The sequence below is a fragment of the Flavobacterium sp. WV_118_3 genome (assembly GCF_039778605.1).
Taxonomy (GTDB): domain Bacteria; phylum Bacteroidota; class Bacteroidia; order Flavobacteriales; family Flavobacteriaceae; genus Flavobacterium.
Window position 1 is genome coordinate 1,107,743 of sequence record NZ_CP156060.1, and the last position, 23,086, is coordinate 1,130,828.

Sequence of the window (23,086 nt, forward strand, 5' to 3'; positions counted from 1 at the left end):
TACGAAAATCAATAGAAAATGCAGTTGTAATAAGCGGGTTAACTGTGGATTTAGGATTTTATTAATTTGACGTTTAAAAAATGCTAAAATGATAATTTTGAGGGTTGAATTTTAGCAAAAAAAAGTCCCGACATGGCCGGGACTTGTTCTATAAAACATTGAAATAGAATTATCTTCTTCTTTTTTCTTTGATTTTTGCTTTTTTACCAGTAAGTTCTCTGAAGTAGAAGATACGAGCTCTACGAACTTTACCTCTTTGATTCACTTCAATTTTTTGTAAAGCAGGCATGTTTACAGGGAAGATACGCTCAACTCCTACAGATCCTGACATTTTACGGATAGTGAAAGTTTCAGTTACACCAGCACCTCTTTTTTGGATAACAACTCCTTTGAAGAACTGTGTTCTTGTTTTTTCACCCTCTTTAATTTCGTAATAAACAGTGATAGTATCACCAGCTCCAAATTCAGGGAAATCTTTTTTCGCTACGAATTCGTCTTGAACAAATTTTAATAAATTTGACATGATTGTTAATGTTAATTGTTTTGAATCAGAGCAACATTCACGGGTATCGTCAGAGGTTGGTCCAAATATGGGCGCAAAGATAGTGAATTTACATTATGTTGCAAGTGTTTTTGTAGTAAAAAACAATAAAAAACAAAAATTGAATTGTAATACTATCCGTCTGATTATTAGTCTTCCAGCAAATCCGGACGACGGGTTTTGGTATGTTCATAGGCTTTTTGTTCCCGCCATTTTTCAATTTCAGGGAAATTTCCGCTCAATAAGATATCCGGAACCTTCCATCCTTTGTATTCCGCCGGACGGGTATAAATAGGAGGCGATAATAAATTATCCTGAAAACTGTCGGTTAGTGCCGAAGTTTCATTACTCAATACGCCTGGAATTAATCGGATGATACTGTCGGCCAAAACAGCCGCACCAAGTTCACCACCGGATAAAACATAATCGCCAATGGAAATTTCTTTTGTGATAAACTGATCGCGCACGCGTTGATCCACTCCTTTATAATGCCCGCATAAAATGATGATGTTTTTTAATAACGACATCGAATTGGCCATTTTCTGGTTTAATGTCGCACCATCCGGAGTCATATAAATAATCTCGTCGTAGTCGCGTTCGCTTTTTAATTTTGAAATACAGGCATCGATTGGCTCAATACTCATCACCATTCCGGCACCGCCGCCAAACTGATAGTCGTCTACGTTTTTGTGTTTGTTGGTGCTATAATCGCGTAGATTGTGAAAATGAACTTCTACCAGACCTTTACTGATCGCTCTTTTTAAAATAGAAGCTTCAAACGGGCTTTTGATTAACTCGGGTAAAACGGTGATAATATCAATGCGCATATTCAAAAATTTTCGCAAAAATAGTCTAAAAAATAACAATGGGATTATTTCCCGGCTTTTTTAAGAATAAAGGCCTTTTGGGTAATTCGTTGTCCGCCTTTGCTATCCGGTATCGGATCGGAAACACGATACAATTCGAGTGTTTGTTGCAAACCATTTTGCCAGCCGAATAAATCCGTATGACCGTCCGGACGACTTAAATAAATACTATTAATCGTGTCGGTGATCATTTGCATACAATCACCGGAATAACAGAGGTTATAGCGATTGTAATCCGGAAGTCCGGTAATTGTAAAAGCCGAAAAAGTAACAGGGGTGTTTTTTAACCTTTCCGGATATAGTAGTTCGTAACTACCGTCAATTACTTTTTTTGCCAGTGCCGACTCAAATGGTATTTTCGATTTTGTAAAAACCGAAGGAGTAGAGGCGGTGGTGTATTCGGTATCGTGTAACGTAAAAGTGGAATCGGAAGTCGCTTCGAGAATCAGCTCTTTTAAATGACCATTATGTTGATAGGCTTCCTTTAAAATATAGCGATTTCCTTTTTGGGTGTAAGCCAGTTTCCCGGTTTCAAATCCGTTTGTAAATACAATACTGTCTTTTTCAAACGTTATTTCGGTACCATAAAAAGGAATATTCTGTAATAATTTTGTTTTAGATTGCTCTAAATAGGATGTATTAATAAACCTCCCCGATAGTTTATAGTCCGATTCACTTTTTGAACAGGAAAAAAGTGTCATACAACTAACTGCCAGAAGAATTCTATTCAGAGCAATCATAATCAGTTCGGTTAAACACCAAATTGTCTTAAATGATGATCAAGGTGTTTCCACTGTGAAATATCCCATTCTTCGGCCGTCATTGGTCCAAAAAACGGGTGTTTCAGATTTTTAATCACCGAAGGTCCATTTTGAAAGCGGCTAACATGTTCTATTAATGTTTTTTTTGCAGCATCAAAATCGGGTTCGTGCGTGATGATAAATTCTTTTGCTGTGGGGATATTCGGATCGAAAGGTTTGTCGCTAACCAACTTCTTTTTTGCCATTCGGCCAAATAAAAAGCCGATCAGACTTTGTTGTATCGTTAATTCGCCAAAGGCTACTTTTAACGGTGCCTGACAATGTTCCATCATCTGGCTCACGGTCATTTTCCCCCAATGCGATAGGGAATGAGGCGACAATTGGTTGATGCGATCAATGATTTCCTGATTGGAATTTGTGTTGTATAAGCTTTTCATAGGTTATTTTTTTGTGGCGACAATAGCGTAAACCATGGGTATTTTGTTGTCCAGATGTTTGATACGGAATTTGTTTGGCGCAAATTCTTCTACTTCATTAAAACAGCTGTATGGCGAATAATCGTACTCCTCAAAGGTATTAATTTCCAATGTATTTTTTATAAGAGATTGGAATACTTCTGTGAGCGGATGATTCCAGCTCACCGATTCGTTTTTCAGGGGAGCTTCTTTGTCGGCATAGGTACCTGAAGTCGTTTCAATAATCGTCTCGGTATTGAAATAACTGTATTCAATTTTTGTGAAATCATAATCAAACATCCATACAACCGGATGAAACTCGGCAAAAACAAATTTCCCACCGGGTTTTAGAAAATGATGAATCACCTGCGCCCATTTATCCAGATCGGGTAACCAGCCAATGGTTCCATAACTGGTAAATACGATATCGAATTCACCTTCCAACTGATGGGGTAAATCGTATACATCGGAACAAACAAAAGTAGCATCGAGATTGAGCTGTTCGGCCAGTTCGCGGGCTTTGGCAATGGCTTTGTCGGATAAATCCATACCGGTGACTTTGGCTCCCATACGAGCTAACGAAAGGGTATCCTGACCAAAATGGCATTGGAGGTGTAATATTTTTTTCCCGGTTACATCGCCCAATAAATGAAGTTCAATATCGTTTAATGTTGATTTTCCGTTTAAAAAGGCTTCCGTATTATAGAAGTCGGAATCCACGTGGTAGTCCACTTTTTGGTTCCAGGTGGCTTTATTCGTAGCTAAATAATCTTTTGGAATTTCCATATTGGTGTTTTTTGATGGATGCTTTTCGGAAAAAGTCCGAAAAGTGCTTTACAAATATACTGTTTGTCCGTTTTTCTCAACATGGGCTGCATATCTTTTCCTGTAATTTAAGATTTAATTAAGACTTATCGGATTAATTTTGTAGCATGAACTTATCCAAAACAGATGTTGGCTTTATGGCCATTGCAACAGGTTTAATTGTCGCAAACCTGTATTATTGTCAGCCCCTTATTATCCTTATTGCAAAAGAATTTGCCATTCCCGAAGATCAGGCGGGTACAATTACGTATCTGACACAGGCCGGATATGCTATCGGAATGTTTTTTATGGTTCCGCTGGGCGATAAACTGGAACGTAAAAAACAAATCCAGTTTACAACATTGGCGGCAGTTGTAGCGCTTATTATTGCGGCTACGGCTTCCAATTTCAGAATGCTGCAAATAGCCAGTTTCCTGATCGGTGCCGCTTCGATTGTTCCGCAATTAATTTTACCTTTATCGGCCAGTTTAGCCTCGCCAGAACAAAGAGGTAAGGTCATTGGAACGGTGATGAGTGGTCTGTTGGTTGGAATTCTGATCTCGCGAACCGTTAGTGGTTTTATCGGAGCCTGGCTTGGATGGCGTGGGATGTTTTGGATTGCAGCCGTTTTGTGTTTATTAATTGTAGTGGTGATTCAGAAAAAATTCCCGGTAAATAAACCCGATTTTAAAGGTACTTATGGCGAATTATTACAGTCGTTATTTTCATTGATCAAAACACAACCGATGCTACGCGAAGCCACTTTGATCAATGCGCTAAGTTTTGCACAGTTTGGAGCTTTCTGGACGACGATGGTATTGTTGTTATCCGGTGATCCGTTTAATTTTAACAGTGCAACAATCGGACTTTTTGGTATCGTAGGTGCTTCCGGTGCTTTGGCGGCTCCACTGGTTGGGAAACTCGGAGATAAAGGAAACCCAAGGGTCGTGATTGGTTATGGCTGTTTGTTATTATTGATCAGTTTTATTGTGTTCTATTTTTCTTCGGAAAGTATGATCGGAATTATGATCGGGATCGTATTTATCGATGTTGGCTTACAGTCGGTACATATTTCCAACCAGACGCGGGTATATTCGTTATTGCCCGAAGCACGTAACCGGATGAATACCGTATATATGTCGTTTAGCTTTTTAGGAACGGCGCTCGGATCGGCTTTTGGACTTTGGTTGTGGAATTTCGGAAAATGGCAGGCCTTTTCAATTGGTGGCGCGATGTTGTCGGTAGCCTCAATTATTATTTATGCGCTCACGTACAAGCGCAAATAAAGAAATTCACATTTTGTAAAATAAACTTATATTTGTTGCTCATTATATTTAAAATTAAAAAAAATGCAAGACGGAATTTACGCAAAATTTAATACGAATAAAGGCGTTATTTTAGTGAAATTAACGCATGATAAAACACCGGGAACTGTTGGTAACTTTATAGGACTGGCTGAAGGTAACCTGGAAAATGATGTTAAACCTCAAGGGAAACCGTATTATGATGGATTGAAATTCCACAGAGTAATCTCCGATTTTATGATTCAGGGAGGTTGCCCGCTAGGAAGTGGTGTTGGCGGACCGGGATATCAGTTTGACGATGAGTTTCACCCGGAATTAAAACACGATACACCAGGTGTGTTATCGATGGCCAATGCCGGACCTGGAACAAACGGATCGCAGTTTTTTATCACACATGTGGAAACACCTTGGTTGGACAATAAACATACCGTTTTCGGACATGTAGTGGAAGGACAGGATATCGTTGATGCAATTCAGCAAGATGATGTAATTGAAAGCCTTGAAATCGTTAGAGTAGGTGAAGAAGCACAAAAATGGAATGCTATTGAGGCGTTCCGTACTTTCGAAGGCTCTCGAGAAAAACGTTTAGCCGAGCAAAAACGTCAGGCAGAAGAAGCATTGGAAAAACTAGCTGCCGGTTTTGAAAAAACTGAAAGCGGTTTGCGTTATAAAATGATCCAGAAAGGAAATGGAAAACAAGCTGAAAAAGGTAAAACGGTTTCAGTTCATTATTCCGGATCTTTGGAGAACGGAATGGTTTTCGACAGCTCGTATAAAAGAAAACAACCTATCGAATTCCCATTAGGAAAAGGACATGTTATCGAAGGATGGGACGAAGGTATTGCCTTACTACAGGTTGGCGATAAAGCGCGTTTTGTGATTCCATCGTATTTAGGATACGGATCTCGTGGTGCCGGAGGTGTTATTCCACCGGATGCAACGCTTATTTTCGATGTGGAATTAATGGATGTAAAATAGTTATCGATTTGATTATAGTAAAAACTGCCTTATAAGGCAGTTTTTTTTATTTTTTATAATAGGCATTTTGAGTGTTTTTTGGCTCAAATATTCTTTTTAATGTGTTAAAATGTCCTTTTTTAATATGCGTGCATATTAGAATTGTGTTAAATTTAACAGTTCTTTATTAAATTATAACTTTTGTTAAAAGGTGTAATATTCTTGTAACCAGTTGTTTGGTTTTATTTTTTATATAAACTTAATTTTTTTATCGAAGCGAAAAAAAAAATAGTATTTTGGGAATGTCAATTATTTGCAAATAACACTCGACAACTCAATTAACTTTAAAAATTTAGTAATTATGAAAAATAATAAAGACCTTAAAAAGCCTTTTTTTGCGAATTTCCTAGAGAATCAAATGTCTAACGAGGAAAAAAGTACAGTACAAGGTGGTGATATCATCACATTAAAAACTGCGGATACGATCTACGTTACATTAAAATATCCATCGGATAACGAAGACGGACCTGGGCCAATCGTTACTTCAAAAAATTTGGATATGATGCAAACCATGAAATATCCATCGGATAACGACGAAACTGGAGGACCAATCTTAGTGCCAGACACAGATCCTACTATGTTGTAATAAAATTTACGGGCAATGACCTCTTTTGGGGACATTGCCTGTTTTTATTGTATGCCATGATATTATGTATAAGCCACAGTAATGATTTCTATACGATCGATATTGTAATAGAACGTTTAAAAGAACTGGGAAAAGAGGTTTTTCGATTAAATTCCGATACTTTTTCCGATCAGCTGGAATTTGAATATACAGTCGATCAACACGGACACACGGTCCGTTTAAAGCAAGATGGAGTACTGGTTTCTCTTGATGCTATCGAAGCGGTTTATTATCGAAAATTATGGCATATCAATGTGCCGGATGATCTTGATGACGCTTTTAAAAATATTTATCTTCAGGAATATACTACCATGCGTAGTCTTTTTTTTGAATCCCTCCGCCATCTTCCCTGGATGAATCCAATGGAATTGGATCACCGGATAGCGGAAAACAAACTGGAACAACTGGTTTTTGCCCGTAAATCGGGTTTAAATATACCGGAAACGCTTATTACCAACGAGCCTGAAAAGGTAAAAACGTTTTTCCATACCGTTTGTAACGGCAACATGATTGCCAAATTACACGGCTCTTTATCCCGAAGTATGAAAGGGGATACTCCTTTTTTTCCAACAACCCGAATCGAAGAATCCGATCTGGGACGTTTGGAAACTTTAGTGTACTGTCCGATGATATTCCAGCAAAACATCGAAAAAATGTATGAACTGCGAATTATCTATGTCGACGGTATTTTTTTTACCGGTAAAATTAATGCCCAGGCTTCAGAAGCCGGAAAAACCGATTGGCGTGCGGCAAAAGATATTATGCCGTCCTGGGAATTATATACCTTACCGGAACCAATTTGTCTGGCTCTTGAAAAAATGATGCGTGACATCGGTTTGTATTTCGGGGCAATTGACATGATTCGCCAAAAAGGAGGGCAATATGTCTTTCTGGAAGTAAACCCACAAGGTGAGTGGGGTATGATTCAGCGGGATTTGGGTTACCCGATCGGGCAAACCATAGCCGAAAAACTGGTAGCAAGAATCCGCTAAGGCAGCTTTGCTTTGTATTTGAAAATTAGTAATAACTGTTATATTGAAAACACCCGGTATGGGACTGTAGATAACACAAAAAAATAGTTATGGGAAAAGTATTGATCATTACGCATTCTCAGGATAATGAATGCATCGATATCGTATCGGGAAAAATTAGAGAACACGGCGGAGAACCGATCCGTTTTAATGTAGATGAATATCCGCTTAAATATAGTTTAAGTAGCTGTTTTGAAAACGGAGAATGGAAAATATATCTGGATTATGAAGGAACCCGGGTCGGGCTTCATGATTGTGTAGCATTATGGTACAGACGCAGTATGAATTTAGGCGGAGACCTGAGTCAAGTGCTGGAAAGAGAATATCTGGCTAGTACCTATGGTGAAATCCGCGCTACTTTATTTGGATTTTTAGAAAGTTTACCTTGTTTTCAGATCGGAAAATATAGTAAATACCGACGTTTGGATAGTAAAGAAGAACAAATGCGTATTGCCGATTTCCTGGGGATGAAAGTTCCGGAATCTTGTATTACCAATAGCCCGCAAGAGGCGAAACGTTTTGTAAGAGCGCATCCGAAAGGGGTGATTACCAAAATGCAAAGCTCGTTTGCCATCGAAAGAAATGGGGTTGAAAATGTTGTGTTTACGAATCTGATTAAGGAAGAAGATCTGGACGAAATTGAAACTTTACAATATTGTCCGATGCAGTTCCAGGAAAAACTGGAGAAAAAAGTAGAATTGCGAATTACAATCGTAGGAGATGAGGTATATGCTTTTGAAATCGATTCTCAAAAACTGGATAATGCCAAGTTAGACTGGCGTAGGGAAGGTGTTGAATTATTACAGGATTGGAAACCGTATGAGCTGCCTTCCGACTTAAAAGATAAGCTGCTACAAATGATGGATATGTATGAAGTGAACTACGGTGCGATCGATATCATTGTAACACCGGACGACGACTATTATTTCCTTGAAATCAATTCGGCCGGAGAATTTTTCTGGTTGGATCGACTACTGGAAGATAATCCGATTTCGGAGCAAATAGCCAAGGTACTTTTAGGTAAGGCGAACCGTAGGTATACGCCGGTTTTCGAAAGAAATACAATGACTGTTTAGTATAAAACGTTATAAATTATCTCATACAAAAATTAAAAGCGCTCTATTTAGGGTGCTTTTTTTATTTGCTTTTGTATTTTTACAATCCTATTGAATCATTATGCGCTACCTATTTATATTACCGTTGTTTTTTAGTTTTTTTACGACCAAAGCTCAGGTTGCCGTGCAACATTGCGGTTACGATTTTACGTCCTATCTGGTGTTGGATGTCCATGAAAATGGTAAAAAAGAAACCATTAAAGATTTAAAAATCACGATTGTGGATAGTGCGGGAAATGATGTGATCAACCTAAATAACGCCTATAGTTGGACCAATGCAAACAAGGCGTTGGTTTTTTCGTTGAATTATAAGATTGATGATAACGGCAAAAGAATTACAACAGAAACGGATAAAAATGCAAAGAGCCGTTGGTTTTTTCCTTTTGCAAAAGAAAATTATCTGCTTTCGGTAGCGAATACATTTCCGGCCGAAAATTTTTCGATAAAAGTAGAAGATGTCGACGGAAAGGCGAACGGTGGCTTGTTTAAAACACAAATCGTTCCGTTGAACAGCTATAATATGTATGTGTTGTGTTCGGCACAAAACGAACGACAGGCAATGCAGTTCGGACCCAGAACCAACCGACCGGTAGAGATTATTCTGGAACGTTAAACAGTAGGCATAAAAAAACACCATCAGTATAGGAAGGTGTTTTTTTATGGATTATTCTTCAATCGGGTTGGAAACCGAAATAATGCGCAGTGATTTTACTCCGGCCGGCATTTCCCAATCGACTTCATCATTTTCTTTAAAACCGATCAGCGCGATGCTAAGCGGTGCAATTACCGATACTTTTCCTTCTTTGATATTGGAAAGTTGCGGCAGTACAATCTGAATTTTCATACGTTGTTTGGCTTTTGTATCTTCAATTTCCACAAAAGAATTGATACGTACAATATTGTCTTCCAGGACATCGTTTTTGTTTACAATGGCTCGGTCCAACTCCTGCGACAATTGCATTATTTCTTTTTTACTGGTACTGTTCTGACTGCTTTTTGTCAATTCACGAAGCAACTGATAATCGGTCAGTGTTAATACAGGTATTGGTTTCATAACTATTATCTTTAAAAATTAGACATTTCCTTTTTACTATTCGTTTCTTTTTCTTTAAAATATAACTCGGCAAAACTCTGGTTGGAATTACCTGATGTTCTGCGGTAAAAGACACCTGGTGTAATCTCTTTCGGGTTTTCAAAACCACAGGCTCCGATAAATTCACCTAAAGCTTTCATCGTATTTTTATGGAAATTCGCCACACGCACACTCTTATCGGTGATATCAATTCCTTTGTATAACGCTTTATCCTGAGTTGCAATTCCTACCGGACACTTTCCGCTATCACACTGTAACGCCTGGATGCATCCCAGCGAAAACATCATTCCACGCGCACTGTAACATGCATCGGCACCCAGAGCCATTGCTTTTGCCATATCGAAAGCAGAAATTACTTTTCCGGCAGCAAGAATTTTGATTTGCTCGCGAATTCCGTATTGGCGTAGGGTAGCGCTCACAAATACCAGTGCATCCGATAAGGCCATTCCCATATAATCGATAAATTCCATTGGAGCAGCTCCGGTTCCACCTTCTGCTCCGTCAACAGTGATAAAATCCGGAAAAATCCGGGTTTCCATCATCGCTTCTACAATGGTTACAAATTCGTCCTGACGACCGATACAGATTTTAAAACCGACTGGTTTTCCATTGGATAACTGTCGTAACTGATTGATAAAATACAAAAGCTCGATAGCATTGCTAAACGCCGTATGTGCCGATGGTGAATGTACTGTAGTATAGGGTTCAATACTTCGAATCTTGGCAATTTCGGGTGTGTTTTTTTCCGCCGGCAATAATCCGCCGTGACCCGGTTTGGCACCTTGCGACAACTTTAACTCGATCATTTTTACTTCCGGATAAGCGGCTCTTTCGGCAAATAATTCATTCGAAAACGTACCATCCTGATTACGACAACCAAAATATCCGGTTCCGATTTGCCAGATTAAATCACCTCCCTGACGATGATAGTCACTAATACCACCTTCGCCGGTGTTATGCGCAAATCCACCCATTTTGGCACCTTTGTTTAAAGAAGTAACGGCTGTTTTACTCAACGCTCCGTAGCTCATCGCACTAATGTTTAAAATGCTGGAACTATAAGGTTGCAAACACTGTGTATTCCCAATCGTAATACGGAAAGTCGATTCGTCTGCCTTTTTAGGATATACCGAATGTGCCGCCCATTCATAGCCGATACGATTCGGGTCGTCCTGCATTCCAAAGGATACCGTTTGTTTTTCGTTTTTGGCACGTTGGTAAACGATAGATCGTTGCCGTCGGTTAAAAGGTTTCCCGTCCAGTTCGCCTTCAAAGAAATACTGGCGGAATTCGGGGCGAACCGATTCGAACAGATAACGCATCCTGCCAATTAACGGGTAGTTACGACGAATGGAGTGGCGTGGCTGAAAGGTGTCGACAGCAATAATAACCATCAGGGCTATCGGAAGTAAGAGGACTTCCCAGGCCCAACCGTGGAATTTTACAAAATACAAACCTGCGATTAAAGCGGTAATCGCTACAAACCAAATAATTTGACGTGCAACAAGGGATGCAAAAAACTTTTTAGATGTCATGATAAATATACAAAAGTGTCCGGCAGCGTTTATCGGCCGAAAAAAATTAATTTACTGTATAAAGTGTAAAGGATGTACCCGCGTATATATGCAAAAAGAAAAACGAACTATATACGGGGCCTAATTGATGAAGGCTTTGTTGTGCGAAAATAGAACAGCCAGACTGCGTTTCCTTACAGAAAGCAATGGCCTGATAACCGTTAATAGAGGACTACTTAACATGGTGTTCTTTTTGTTTACACAGGGCAAAGGTAGGTATTTTTTTTATATCTGCATTATTTCCACTTAATATTGCAGCCCAGACTGGGTTTTTGAATCGGATTGATCACCCTGTTATAAACGATTCCGTCGATGGCACCGCGTAAATCACTACCACTTAATGGAATACCGTTCCCAGGTCTGCTGTCATCCAATTGTCCACGGTAGACCAGTTTATTCAAGCTGTCGAATAAATAGAAATCGGGCGTACAAGCCGCATCATAGTCGCGTGCAACCTGTTGGGTTTCATCATACAGATAGGGAAATTCAAATTTGTTTTCAAAGGCAAATTCGGTCATTAATTCCGGGGCATCCTGCGGATAATTAACAATATCGTTACTCGAAATCGCGATAAAACCAACGCCTTGTACGCGATAGTCGTTAGCAATTCGAACCACTTCTTCTATAACATGATGTACAAACGGACAATGGTTGCAGATAAACAACACCACAGTTCCTTTTTCGCCTTTTAAATCGGAAAACGAATAAAACGTATCTGACGAATTGGTGTCTTTTAGGTAAAATTCAGGAGCAATAGTACCTAATGGTAACATATTTGACGGAGTACGGGCCATATTTAGCAGATTGTTAAAAGTGCCTAAAGATAAGAATTTACCGAATGATTTGCTAATTTTGAAAAAAACGAATCTAAAAAGAAAATGAATCAAGAGACTATTTCGTGGGACGATTTTGAAAAAGTAGAAATGAGAGTCGGAACCATTTTGGAAGTTAACGATTTCCCTGAAGCCCGTAAACCGGCGTATCAACTAACCATCGATTTTGGAGCGGCAATCGGAATCCGAAAATCATCAGCACAAATCACTAAACATTATACAAAAGAAGCCTTAACCGGCCGACAAATAATTGCGGTGGTGAACTTCCCCAAAAAACAAATCGGAAAGTTTATGAGCGAATGTTTGGTTATGGGGGCTGTTGCCGGAGATGGCGACGTCATATTATTGTCTACTGATTTTAAAGTAGAAAACGGATTGCGAATTGCTTAATCAGGAATTAGCCCATTTCGAAAACGAATACCGTTCACTAGTACGATATAAATGGGCTTTTTCCCGAAATTGTAATGGCGTTAATCCGGTGTGTTTTTTAAAAAAACGCCCAAAATAGGAAGGATCTTCAAACTGTAAATCATAGGAGATCGTATTTATGGGATGATCTTGTACTAACTGTTTTTTGATTTCAAGCAGCAACTGCTGATCGAGATGCTGTTTTAAGGTTTTACCGGTAACCGATTTTAATAATGAACCCAGGTATTTTGGCGAGCATTGTAATTGGGCAGCATAAAAACCGGGTTCCCGTTCGGTAGTAAAATGTGTTTTGATCAATTCAAAAACAGGATATAACCGGTCGTTTAGCTTTTTGTTAGCGGTCGGTTTATAGTGTTTGTCCAAAGCGAGTAAAAGCGCCTGTAAATAATGTTTGATCAGATTAAAGTTGATCGTTTCACTTTGTTGTTCCATTTGGATCAATTCCATGAGTTTTTTAAAAACAGGTTGGGTTTCGGTCGGAATATCTACAAATTTAGCCTCCTGAAACGGAATAAACAATTGCAATTGCATAGCGGCGATGTCCAGGAAGTTTTTATCAAAAAGCAAAGCCCTGGCACGAAGGGAAATGTCGTTTAGATAGTGTATTTGCCCGGGAAGAAGCATATAAACACGGTTCGGATGTACCGGTAGCGCTTCAAAGTCAATATAATGAGTACCGTTGCCGTTTTCAAAAAAAAGAATTTCATAAAAATCGTGACTATGCGGTGGCATCTCAAACAATATAGGGTGTTGCCGGTAGTTGTAATCACATAGAATAACCGGACGTGTATCGTCCGGAAATTCAAGGTTGTGTAACATTATTATATCGGTTGCTGCCATTGCATTAAACATTCGATTTCCCCGGTACCAATTTCCAGACTTTCTTCTACAAGGGTAAATCCCTGTTTCTGATAAAAACGGATACTTGGGGCATTCTTTTTATAAACTTTTAATTCTATAACGGACTGTTCCTGTTTTACAAAATCGATCAGTTGTTTTCCGATTCCTTTGCCTTGCTGGTCCACAGCTACAAATATAGCAGCCAAAAAGGAATCGACCATGGAAATAAATCCTCCAATGGTATTGTTTTCGATAAAAATATAGGTGTCGGAGTTGGGCAAATAGCTGGTAGCCATTTCCGTTTTATGCGCTTCCCAGTATTCGGCAGGAATAAAATCGTGTGCTTTTACTGAGGTGGTATACCATAAGGTAACGGTTTCTTCGATTTCGGAAGGGTGTATTTTTCGTATCATTTTGTTTTAATTTATTTGCTGACAAAAATAGTAGGGACCGAACGAAACCTTATCGGACAAATGGAAGATAGTATCGGACTTTTGGACAATAACCTATAGTTATTGAAATTAGGCTATTGTCGTCCAGATCACAGCAAAGGATACTACGGAAATAAAGAACCACAACAGTATTCCTTGTAATAAGGGGCGTATTCCGGTTTTTTTAAGCGATTCACGGGTTAATCCGGCTCCGATAAGAAATAAAGTGACCACTAACCCTTTTTTGGCTATTAGTACAATGGTGTCGTTTAAAACCCGGAAATCCGGAAAGTAGCTGTTCCAAAGCATGGCCAGTACAAAAAGGAAGATAAAATAGGGAATGGAAATTCGACTTTCTTTGTTTTTAAAGATAAAGGAAGTAGCCAGTGACAATGGAATAATCCAAAGAGCGCGTTGTAGTTTTACGGTGGTGGCAACCTGAAGTGCCGTATCGCCAAACCGTTGTGCCGCTCCTACAACCGAACTGGTGTCGTGTATGGCAATGGCACACCACATTCCAAATTGCGTTTCACTCATTCCAAATAAATGTCCTAAAAACGGAAACAGGAACAACGCAATCGAATTCAGAATAAAAATAGTCGCCAGTGAAACCGATATTTCAGATTCGCGCGCTTTTATAATCGGTGTTAATGCGGCAATGGCACTTCCACCACAAATTGCCGTTCCGGCCGATATCAGGAAACCGGTTTTTCGCGGAATCCGTAAAAATTTACCAAGAATAATACCTAAGATAAGCGTTGTCGTAATGGATCCGATTGTAAAAAGAAAACCTTCTTTACCGGTTTGTAGCGCGTCGGTCAGATTCATCCCAAATCCCAATCCGACTATAGAAAACTGCAATAGGATTTTGGTGAGTTTATGGCTGATTTTTTCAAACGGATTGCCTATAAATTGAGTGAGTATAAAACCGGATAAAAGTGCTAATGGAGCGCTGATAAAAGGAAAAAGGCATAAGGTGATACCCAGGAGGTAGATTCCTTTTTTAAGGTTAGGGGAAAATTGCGGAAATGTCATGGTGTTTTGTTTTGTTTGTTCGACAAAGTTCCGCCAATAAACAAGGCGACACCAATGATAAATAGTTATAAGTTATAACTTTTGGTTATACTGTTTTGTGCAAATCGTACAAACATTTCCGGGATTTTTTCCAACTGTCCCTGTAAATGCGTAAAGTAAAATACCCGTTTAATATCGATGTCATCGATATCAATGACTTTAAATTGTCCCTCTATGATTTCTTTGCTAACCGCCGAAATCGAGAGCAAAGCCATACAGTTGGAATTGGCCAGAAACGATTTTATACTTTCGGTACTGCCAAGTTGCATAATCAGGTTTAATCCGTTTATTGGAATATCGTGTTTGCGAAGTTCATGCGCGATAATTTCCAGACTACCGGAACCGTTTTCCCGTAACACCAACGGAATACTTAGAAGTTCTTCTTTGCCGATTCGGTCTTTGTTGGCCAATTCCTGCGAAGTATGTACTACAGCTACAATTTCGTCTTTTAGAAAAGGTACGTATTTTAAATCCTTGTTTTTGGATTTCCCCTCCACAATTCCCAGTACTACTTTTTTCTGTAATACGGCTTCTTCGATTTTTTCGGTATTGGCATCGAGTAGTGAAATTCGGATATCCGGAAAATGTTTGTAAAAATTTGCCAGTATCGGAGGAAGAATATAATGACTCAGTGTGGTGCTGGCACCCAATAACAATTCGCCGGCCTGTTTTTCTTTTAGCAATCCCAGATCGTATTGGATTTTCCGGTAGATTTCAAAAATCGATTCCGCATGTCGGTATAGGATTTCCCCGGCTTCTGTAAGGGTTATTTTATTTCCCCGGCGTTCAAATAAACGGATATCCAGTTCGGTTTCCAGTTCTTTGATATTTTTAGTGACTGCCGGTTGGGTGATGCATAAGACGTCCGCCGCTTTGGTAAAGCTTAAGTGACTGGCGACAGTGTGGAATACTTTTAGGCGTATATCAGACATATTCGGAACAATTTATAGTAAAGGTACGATTTATAATTATTTTATCGGTTTATACTTCGTAAGGCGCGTTTGATTATATAGATGGTTTCTTTACTTTGACTTTCTTTTTCCCAATTTTTGCACAAATTGACTACAAAATCCGGTCGGGTTTTGGAGGCATCATTAAGCCAGTTGGCTACGCTGTCGCGGACATATTTGGAGTTATCCGATTTTAAGGGTTCCAGGATTACAAGGGCCGGTTCAGGTGTCTCTTTCAAGGTCTCAATATGTTTGCACCAAACACCTCTTGGCCGGATGGATTCGCAGGCAAACCTACGGATATATTCGTTTTCGGAAACGGTCCACGGTGTGAGTAAACGAATGGCCTGCTCCAGATTTTCGGTAATATCGGCACGAAGTGCAATCCAGCTGATTTCCCGTACGCCAAAATGGGTATCCGCAGCAAATGGACGCATCCGTTCCAGTTTTTCCTCCAGTGAATGGTCACTTTTTCCAATAAAATAAGTCGCCCAACAACGTACGGTATCCGACGGATGTGTGGCCAGTTTTTCAAATAGCGTTGTATCGTTGTAAAGATAACTTTGGGTTAAAAGACGCACACCAATCGTTTCGTTGACAACCGTAACGGTTTGTTTCTTCAAATTGGCTATATCGGTCAGAATATCGTTGAGGTAGTCTTTGCGGTTCCAGTGCGTGAGTACCGCTTCCAACAGTTGTTTGTGGTTGATGGCCAGCCATTCGTTCAGGTTGGCCGATTCGATACTGCCATTGTTGAGTTGTTCCCGTATTTCCGGAGGGATTTGAGCGATGGTTCGGGCGCCTTTTCGTACGGTCATAATTGGGCTGTTAGTGTTGCGATTTCAATACGGTTTCTATAGTCGGGATCAAGGTAAATATAACGGATCAGAGCGTTGCGATCGATAACAAATATAGCAGGAATTGGCAACATACCACTGGTATCGGCATTGAAATCCTCTAGTTTAATACCTAATTGCTGGTAGTGGGGACGTACAAAATCCTGTAGCCGAAAGGTAATGCCTAATTGTTGTGCAAGTTTGTTTTCGGAATCGGTTAACAGGGGAAAGGATAGCCGATGGGTTTGTTGTAAGTTGTCATTATAAACAGGTTTTTGCGGACTAATCGCAATCAGTCGGGATTTTTTGGCATGAAAAAGAGGCAACGCCTTTTCCAGTGCCTGTAATTCGAGATTGCAATACGGACACCAGGATCCTCTGAAAAAGGCAATGATCAGTTTTTCTTCCGTATGGACATCCTGTAAACGAATCGTTTGTCCCGATGGATCTGTAAGTTCAAATTCCGGAAATGAAGCACCGATTTTAACGGTATCTTTTTCGCAATAGGTCGCCTGTAAATCGGTTATGGAATGCTGGAAGTTCATAAGGGTTTCCAACGGAACCTGTGTTGCGAGTTGTTCATTAAGGGCTTTGATTTGTTCTTGTAGTGTGGGCATCGTATTTTCTGTTATTTTTGTAAAGATCATCGCTTTAAATGAAGCACACAATACCGCATTTTTTTACCCCATAGGGCGAAAAAGGACACTTTTACTGGATTACAGTCTATTCCGTAAAATAAAATTCTGATAAAAAACATGAAAACTAAAATACGCATTACCGAAAATAAGATTTGTCCGTTGGAAGAAGCCGTGAATACCATTAGCGGAAAGTGGAAAATTCCGATTTTATGGCAGATGAATGAAGGTATTCGCCGACCGAGTGAATTGTTGAGAGGGATTGCCGTAGTCGACCGTCGGGTTTTAAATCAACAACTTCGGGAAATGGAATCCGACGGATTAATACAAAAAGAAGTCTTTCCGGAAGTACCGCCACGAGTGGAGTATACGCTCACACCTTTAGGCGAAAATCTGGTTCAGGTTTTATGGTCGTTAAATAGTTGGGGCGAAACCCTGATTGCACATCGGGAATCACAATATACCATTTGATTTTACGTTAGAATCTTGTAAAAATAAAACTACATGACAGCTCCCCAATGGCTCCTGCTTTTACTATTTTTGTCCGGAATACCAACTGTAGTCGCACAGGTTGACAGTACGTATATCGGGAAATTTCCTCAGGAATATTCGGCTCGGGTATATCTATCCCGAAAGTTTGTGACGTTAAGCAGTGAATACCCGGATGCCGATAACAAGGAATATACGGCCAATAGTCCGTTTGCCATTGGAGCAGGTTTTACCTGGGGAAATTCCGGATTGAGTTATAGTTACGGCTTTGGTTTCCTGGCAGATAAATCGAAAGGAAAAACCCGGTATTTTGATTTGGAATACCATTATTACGGACGAAAAATTGTTCTTGACTTTTTCGGATTGGATTATGAAGGATTGTATTATCAGGATACGGAAAATGACGTGCTGAATATGTATCCCGATGCACAACTGACCAATATTGGCGTTTTTGGACAGTATGTGTTTAACGGAGAACGCTTTTCCTATCGTGCCGCTTTCGATCAGGTTCAGGTGCAGTTAAAATCGGCGGGTAGTTTTTTACTCGGTGGAGGAGCGTATTACAACCGGGTTCGCGCCGATAATGTATTTGGTTTCCGAAAAGAATTGTATCAGATCGGACCAAGCCTTGGGTATGCCTATACCTGGGTGATCAACCCAAAGTTTTTTGTAACAGGGTCTTTAACGCCGGGTGTTACCATGGGGTTTAAAAACTTCGAAGACAAGATTGACTGGAACCCCAGTTTGTTTTTCCGCTTTGCTTCCGGCTATAATATCAATGACTGGTCGGTCAATCTTTCGTTCCTGATGAACCGATTGTATGTTTCCTACGAGCAAAGCAACCAGGTAGGTGTAAGCACTGCCACTTTACAGCTCATGCTGGTGAAGCGTTTTGACAGTTCTTCCCGGTTGCTTAAAAAATTGCCCCGACTGTAGTAGATATAAAACTAAAGCCAGGAACCAAATTTGCGGATAAAGTGTTCCTTGGCGATTTGTACCAGAAAACAATAACCAATTAATATACCGATTAACCAGGGAAAATAGGCTAACGGTAATGGTTCCAGGTTAACCGAATGCGCAAACGGCGTAAACGGAAGTAGCAACCCGATTAGCATTACCAATGAGGTTAGTGCAACTACCGGAGCCGTAGCCCAACTTTGCAGGAACGGAATTTTCCGGGTACGGATCATATGAACAATCAATACCTGTGAAAGGAGGCCTTCTACAAACCATCCGGTCTGAAACAGATGTTGGTGTTCGGGTGTATTCGCTTTAAAAACATAAAACAAAACGGCAAAAGTCATATAGTCGAATAGGGAACTTACCGGTCCGATATACAACATAAACCGACTAATACTGTTGGCATCCCATTTTTGTGGTTTTTCCAAAAATTCGTCGTCCATCCGATCCCAGGGAATGGAGATTTGTGAAATGTCGTATAACAAATTCTGAATCAGTAATTGTATCGGTAACATCGGTAAAAACGGCAAAAATATACTGGCACCAAGCATACTGAACATATTGCCAAAATTGCTACTGGTGGTCATTTTGATATATTTGATGATGTTCCCAAAAGTCCGACGGCCATAAATCACGCCTTTTCGTAACACCATCAAATCTTTTTCCAACAAGATAATATCGGCACTTTCTTTAGCGATGTCAACAGCGGTATCCACCGAAATGCCTACATCGGCATTGCGTAAGGCGGGCGCGTCGTTAATGCCATCACCCATAAAACCCACCGTATGACCTTGCTCCTGAAACAAGCTTACAATTCGGGATTTCTGTACCGGATTTAATTTGGCAAAGATACTGGTGGTTTCCAGACGTTCGCTTAGTTGATCATCGGTTAGTTGGGCGATTTCATTTCCCAACAAAACCTGATGAAACGGAATCCCTACGTCCCGGCATATTTTTTTGGTTACGATATCATTGTCGCCGGTTAATACTTTGATCGAAACACCGAGTTTTTGCAAACTTTCAATGGCTGGTTTGGCCGATGGTTTGGCCGGATCCAGAAAGCCGATAAACCCCGTGAGCACCATATTGTTTTCATCGGCAATGCTATAATTGGCACTTCGACTGTCGTATTCTTTAATCGCAACCAATAAAACGCGTAAACCGTCTTCGTTGAGTTTTTTGGAGGTTTGCATAACCGTAGCCCGGATGCTATCGTCCAACGGAACTATGGCGTCATTTTCAATATGAATCTGCGCATTTTCACCGGGATAAAAGGCATGAGAACAAAGTCCCAATAGTTCTTCCACGGCGCCTTTACAAATGAGTAGCTGTTTCCCGTTTTTTTGCTCGAGTATAACACTCATACGGCGGCGTTGAAAATCGAATGGGATTTCGTCTACTTTACGGTAGTTTTCTTCCACTTTTAAATAATCGTGCAGTTCAACGTGTTCGAGCACCGCTACATCCAACAGGTTTTTGAGTCCGGTTTGGTGAAAGCTGTTAAAATAGGCCCATTTTAAAACTTCGTCGTCTTCGTTTCCTAAAACGTTGAGGTGGCGTTCCAGGATAATTTTATCCATCGTAAGCGTACCGGTTTTATCGGTACACAAAATATCCATCGCGCCAATGTTTTGGATTGCGTTAAGCCGTTTGACGATCACTTTTCGTTTGCTCATGTTTTTGGCACCTTTCGCCAGATTGGCGGTGACGATCATCGGAAGCATTTCCGGGGTTAATCCAACTGCAATCGCGATAGCAAAAAGCAACGCATCCAGCCAGTTGTTTTTGGTTATTCCATTGATCATAAAAACCAGCGGAACCATAACCAGCATATAGCGAATCAATAGCCAGCTTACTTTATTCACGCCTTTGTCGAAACTGGTTTCCGGGCGTTTGCCGCTAAGAGCTTTGCCGATTTTACCCAAATAGGTGTCTTTACCGGTCGCAACGACAATAGCAGTTGCCGTGCCACTAATAACATTGGTTCCCATAAAACAGCTATTGTCAAATTCCAACGGCGATCTGGAATCTTCGGCGATTATCGGGCTTTCATTTTTTTCCAGCGGAAGTGATTCTCCGGTTAAAATCGCCTGACTTACAAAGAGGTCTTTCGATTGCAGAATACGGATATCGGCCGGAATCATATCGCCGGCACTTAGATACACCACATCGCCCGGTACGATGTCTTTAAAATTGACTTCCTGTTTTCCGGAACTACTGCGCAATACTGTGGCCGTTGTTTCGACCATGTTTTTCAATTCTTCGGCAGCCTTATTACTGCTGAATTCCTGCCAGAAGCGAAGTAAGGAGCTCAAGATAACCATAACGCTCACCACGACTATGGTTTTATAATCCTGTTGTCCCGGTTCGGCCAGGATAATGTCCATTACGACTGAAATCATCAATAATACCAATAGTACAATGATAAACGGATTGATAAACGCACTCCATAATTGGCTGTACCACGGATCGGGTTTTTCATGCAGAATCTCGTTTGATCCGTAGACCTTTCTTTTTTCGTCGGCCTGTACGTCGGATAACCCTTCCGGCCGACTCTCTAATAGGGTGTAAATAGTAGTGGTATCGGCTTTTGCTGTTTCGAAAAGTCGGTTGGTTTCAAAAACCGGAAAACCTTTTGGGGTGTTTTTTATTTTTGAGGTAAACATTCGGATACTTTTTTAGATCGGTGGTTTCTTTTATAAGTGGATTTCGTTTGAACACGATTTCCTGACTAGGGTTTCAGCCAAAAAAGAATCCAGGTCAAGCCCCAGAAAAGTATCGTAATTTTTAACCGGTGACTGGTTTTTAACCGGTTTGAAAAAGCTAATGATTGAAAAAAAGAATTTCATGACATCCATGTTTTGTCGCTATAAGACAAACAACATCGGCTTGTCTTTATAGAGAAATGTTAGTACTTAATTCGGGATAATCGTCCATGATTATAATTATTGTTAAGGCAAAAGTAAGACAAGAATTCGAACAGGGCTGTTAGAGACACTTTAGAATATTATTAGAAAAATATTAGAGCACCTATTTTATATTTTAAAATGTAATTAAGGGATATAGTTGTTATTCAGTGATATAAACCTTAAAATTTTATTAGTAATCAAAATTAGGCTTTAAAAAGTTAATAAAGCGATGTTTTTTTAGTAATTTAGGTAGCACGATCCCCAAAACCCAAATTCCTATGACCGCAATTGTTTTTAGCGATGCTATTCCTGGCAGTATCCGGTATTCCAAAACCGGAAATGATTCCGATAACCTGTAATACTCCGGTAGTATGAAAACGGCTTTGTTATGTTATCAGGACGGAGCTTTTACCAGTGTAAGAAACGATGAGGCACTCGTTTTTTCCGAAGCGCAGCTGGTAATGGGCTTTGGCGCTCCCGAATTGGTTAGCGCCCCGGAATCTTACGATTTTTTAAAACAGCAGTTCCCATCAGCCAATATCGTTTTATGTTCGTCTTCCGGTGAGATTTACGACAAGGAAGTGCGCGACGGTACCATTACCATCAGCGCCAGTACATTTGTGTCTACTACGATGGCAACAGCTATGGTGGCTATCGATGATTTTACATCGGCCTATGATGCCGGGAAGGCACTCATCCAACGTATGCCGGTTGTCGGTTTGCGATTGGTGTTGGTATTGTCCGATGGCGGTAAAGTAAACGGTAGTGAGCTGGTGAAAGGAATGAATGCGGTGAAACCCGATCATGTGTTGATCACCGGTGGATTAGCAGGCGATGCCGATCGGTTTGAAAAGACCTATGTCGGATTAAACGGTTATCCCGAACCGGGAAAAATTGTAGCTATTGGTTTTTATGGCGAAAAACTGGTGTTGTCACACGGTTCGTTGGGAGGATGGGAGGCTTTTGGATTGGAACGTATTGTAACCCGATCCGAACAAAACATCGTATATGAAATTGATCATAAAAATGCGCTGGATTTGTATATCAATTATCTCGGGGAATATGCCGCCGAATTACCGGGTTCAGCATTGCTCTTTCCATTATCGCTTACGTTGGAAGGTAGTAACGAAACCGTGGTACGGACCATACTTTCTATTGATAACGTCGCTAAAACAATGACGTTCGCCGGAGATTTGCCCGAAGGAAGTAAGGTGAAATTTATGAGGGCGAATTTTGATAAACTGATCGATGCTGCCAGTGATGCCGCCGGTTCCTGTCTTATGATAGCCCAGGCCAGTCCTAAACTTGCATTATTGATCAGTTGTGTGGGACGGAAAATAATATTAGGAAACAGAATAGAGGAAGAGGTCGAGGCCGTAGCCGAGATGTTTGGCACGCAAACAGTATTAACCGGATTTTATTCCTACGGAGAGATATCGCCTTTACAGCCTTTTTCAAATTGTGAATTTCATAACCAGACGATGACAATCACAGGACTTAATGAAATGGAATAA

General features: G+C 40.2%; 25 protein-coding genes. 10 read left to right on the forward strand and 15 right to left on the reverse strand.

Annotation, left to right across the window (positions count from 1 at the left end; genetic code table 11):
- Positions 1-169: 169 nt before the first annotated feature.
- The 5 genes from rplS to ABFU83_RS05155 form a co-directional block, all read right to left on the reverse strand.
- Positions 170-523, reverse strand: coding sequence for a 50S ribosomal protein L19 (gene rplS / locus ABFU83_RS05135; RefSeq protein WP_136401265.1), 354 nt, complete (start codon positions 521-523; stop codon positions 170-172).
- Between the two features lie 167 nt (positions 524-690).
- A complete protein-coding gene (gene trmD, locus ABFU83_RS05140) occupies positions 691-1,368 on the reverse strand; it encodes a tRNA (guanosine(37)-N1)-methyltransferase TrmD (protein WP_136401266.1) in 678 nt (225 codons plus the stop codon).
- Positions 1,369-1,412: 44 nt separating this feature from the next.
- Positions 1,413-2,147, reverse strand: coding sequence for a hypothetical protein (locus ABFU83_RS05145; protein WP_347069404.1), 735 nt, complete (start codon positions 2,145-2,147; stop codon positions 1,413-1,415).
- Between the two features lie 11 nt (positions 2,148-2,158).
- Positions 2,159-2,605, reverse strand: coding sequence for a DUF1569 domain-containing protein (locus ABFU83_RS05150; protein WP_347069406.1), 447 nt, complete (start codon positions 2,603-2,605; stop codon positions 2,159-2,161).
- 3 nt (positions 2,606-2,608) lie between these two features.
- Positions 2,609-3,409, reverse strand: coding sequence for a class I SAM-dependent methyltransferase (locus ABFU83_RS05155; RefSeq protein ID WP_347069407.1), 801 nt, complete (start codon positions 3,407-3,409; stop codon positions 2,609-2,611).
- Positions 3,410-3,555: 146 nt separating this feature from the next.
- On the opposite strand from ABFU83_RS05155, the gene ABFU83_RS05160 reads away from it, so the two are divergent.
- From ABFU83_RS05160 to ABFU83_RS05185, 6 genes are all read left to right on the forward strand, one after another.
- Positions 3,556-4,713 (forward strand): MFS transporter, encoded by a 1,158-nt coding sequence (locus tag ABFU83_RS05160; RefSeq protein ID WP_347069409.1) that lies wholly within the window; start codon positions 3,556-3,558, stop codon positions 4,711-4,713.
- A gap of 63 nt (positions 4,714-4,776) precedes the next feature.
- Positions 4,777-5,709, forward strand: a complete 933-nt coding sequence (locus ABFU83_RS05165; protein ID WP_347069410.1) for a peptidylprolyl isomerase — start codon at positions 4,777-4,779, stop codon at positions 5,707-5,709.
- A gap of 340 nt (positions 5,710-6,049) precedes the next feature.
- Positions 6,050-6,334 (forward strand): microviridin/marinostatin family tricyclic proteinase inhibitor, encoded by a 285-nt coding sequence (locus ABFU83_RS05170; protein ID WP_347069411.1) that lies wholly within the window; start codon positions 6,050-6,052, stop codon positions 6,332-6,334.
- 56 nt (positions 6,335-6,390) lie between these two features.
- Positions 6,391-7,365, forward strand: a complete 975-nt coding sequence (locus tag ABFU83_RS05175; protein ID WP_347069413.1) for an MvdC/MvdD family ATP grasp protein — start codon at positions 6,391-6,393, stop codon at positions 7,363-7,365.
- A gap of 89 nt (positions 7,366-7,454) precedes the next feature.
- The gene (locus tag ABFU83_RS05180) at positions 7,455-8,480 is read left to right on the forward strand and encodes an MvdC/MvdD family ATP grasp protein (RefSeq protein ID WP_347069415.1); all 1,026 of its coding nucleotides are present in this window, start codon (positions 7,455-7,457) and stop codon (positions 8,478-8,480) included.
- 100 nt (positions 8,481-8,580) lie between these two features.
- Positions 8,581-9,132: a hypothetical protein gene (locus ABFU83_RS05185; protein WP_347069417.1), complete on the forward strand. Its 552-nt coding sequence runs from the start codon at positions 8,581-8,583 to the stop codon at positions 9,130-9,132.
- A gap of 51 nt (positions 9,133-9,183) precedes the next feature.
- On the opposite strand, the gene ABFU83_RS05190 is transcribed toward ABFU83_RS05185, so the two are convergent.
- The 3 genes from ABFU83_RS05190 to ABFU83_RS05200 all read right to left on the reverse strand — a co-directional run bounded on the left by ABFU83_RS05190 (position 9,184) and on the right by ABFU83_RS05200 (position 11,980).
- Entirely contained in the window at positions 9,184-9,573 is a 390-nt protein-coding gene (locus tag ABFU83_RS05190; RefSeq protein WP_136401174.1) for a GreA/GreB family elongation factor, read from the reverse strand.
- An 11-nt stretch (positions 9,574-9,584) separates the two neighbouring features.
- Positions 9,585-11,147 (reverse strand): FMN-binding glutamate synthase family protein, encoded by a 1,563-nt coding sequence (locus tag ABFU83_RS05195; protein WP_347069420.1) that lies wholly within the window; start codon positions 11,145-11,147, stop codon positions 9,585-9,587.
- Positions 11,148-11,422: 275 nt separating this feature from the next.
- Complete coding sequence (locus ABFU83_RS05200; RefSeq protein ID WP_347069421.1) at positions 11,423-11,980, reverse strand: thioredoxin family protein; 558 nt, start codon at positions 11,978-11,980, stop codon at positions 11,423-11,425.
- An 84-nt stretch (positions 11,981-12,064) separates the two neighbouring features.
- On the opposite strand from ABFU83_RS05200, the gene ABFU83_RS05205 reads away from it, so the two are divergent.
- Positions 12,065-12,409 (forward strand): tRNA-binding protein, encoded by a 345-nt coding sequence (locus ABFU83_RS05205; RefSeq protein ID WP_347069423.1) that lies wholly within the window; start codon positions 12,065-12,067, stop codon positions 12,407-12,409.
- On the opposite strand, the gene ABFU83_RS05210 is transcribed toward ABFU83_RS05205, so the two are convergent.
- From ABFU83_RS05210 to ABFU83_RS05235, 6 genes are all read right to left on the reverse strand, one after another.
- Positions 12,410-13,267, reverse strand: a complete 858-nt coding sequence (locus tag ABFU83_RS05210; protein WP_347069424.1) for a helix-turn-helix transcriptional regulator — start codon at positions 13,265-13,267, stop codon at positions 12,410-12,412. It lies immediately after the preceding gene.
- A 2-nt stretch (positions 13,268-13,269) separates the two neighbouring features.
- Positions 13,270-13,701, reverse strand: a complete 432-nt coding sequence (locus ABFU83_RS05215) for an N-acetyltransferase (RefSeq protein ID WP_347069426.1) — start codon at positions 13,699-13,701, stop codon at positions 13,270-13,272.
- Positions 13,702-13,809: 108 nt separating this feature from the next.
- Positions 13,810-14,754 carry a putative sulfate exporter family transporter gene (locus tag ABFU83_RS05220; RefSeq protein ID WP_347069428.1) on the reverse strand — a complete coding sequence of 315 codons (945 nt, stop codon included), beginning with the start codon at positions 14,752-14,754 and terminating at the stop codon, positions 13,810-13,812.
- Between the two features lie 65 nt (positions 14,755-14,819).
- Entirely contained in the window at positions 14,820-15,725 is a 906-nt protein-coding gene (locus ABFU83_RS05225) for a LysR family transcriptional regulator (protein WP_347069430.1), read from the reverse strand.
- A 41-nt stretch (positions 15,726-15,766) separates the two neighbouring features.
- Entirely contained in the window at positions 15,767-16,561 is a 795-nt protein-coding gene (locus tag ABFU83_RS05230; protein WP_347069432.1) for a DNA alkylation repair protein, read from the reverse strand.
- Positions 16,558-17,196: a peroxiredoxin-like family protein gene (locus ABFU83_RS05235; protein WP_347069434.1), complete on the reverse strand. Its 639-nt coding sequence runs from the start codon at positions 17,194-17,196 to the stop codon at positions 16,558-16,560. Before ABFU83_RS05235 ends, ABFU83_RS05230 begins: the two co-directional genes overlap by 4 nt.
- A 138-nt stretch (positions 17,197-17,334) precedes the next feature.
- On the opposite strand from ABFU83_RS05235, the gene ABFU83_RS05240 reads away from it, so the two are divergent.
- Entirely contained in the window at positions 17,335-17,685 is a 351-nt protein-coding gene (locus ABFU83_RS05240) for a helix-turn-helix domain-containing protein (RefSeq protein ID WP_347069436.1), read from the forward strand.
- 33 nt (positions 17,686-17,718) lie between these two features.
- Positions 17,719-18,639: a DUF4421 family protein gene (locus tag ABFU83_RS05245; protein WP_347069438.1), complete on the forward strand. Its 921-nt coding sequence runs from the start codon at positions 17,719-17,721 to the stop codon at positions 18,637-18,639.
- A gap of 11 nt (positions 18,640-18,650) precedes the next feature.
- Here ABFU83_RS05245 and mgtA read toward each other — a convergent pair whose 3' ends face one another.
- Complete coding sequence (gene mgtA, locus ABFU83_RS05250; RefSeq protein WP_347069440.1) at positions 18,651-21,329, reverse strand: magnesium-translocating P-type ATPase; 2,679 nt, start codon at positions 21,327-21,329, stop codon at positions 18,651-18,653.
- A 614-nt stretch (positions 21,330-21,943) separates the two neighbouring features.
- On the opposite strand from mgtA, the gene ABFU83_RS05255 reads away from it, so the two are divergent.
- Complete coding sequence (locus ABFU83_RS05255; protein ID WP_347069442.1) at positions 21,944-23,086, forward strand: FIST N-terminal domain-containing protein; 1,143 nt, start codon at positions 21,944-21,946, stop codon at positions 23,084-23,086.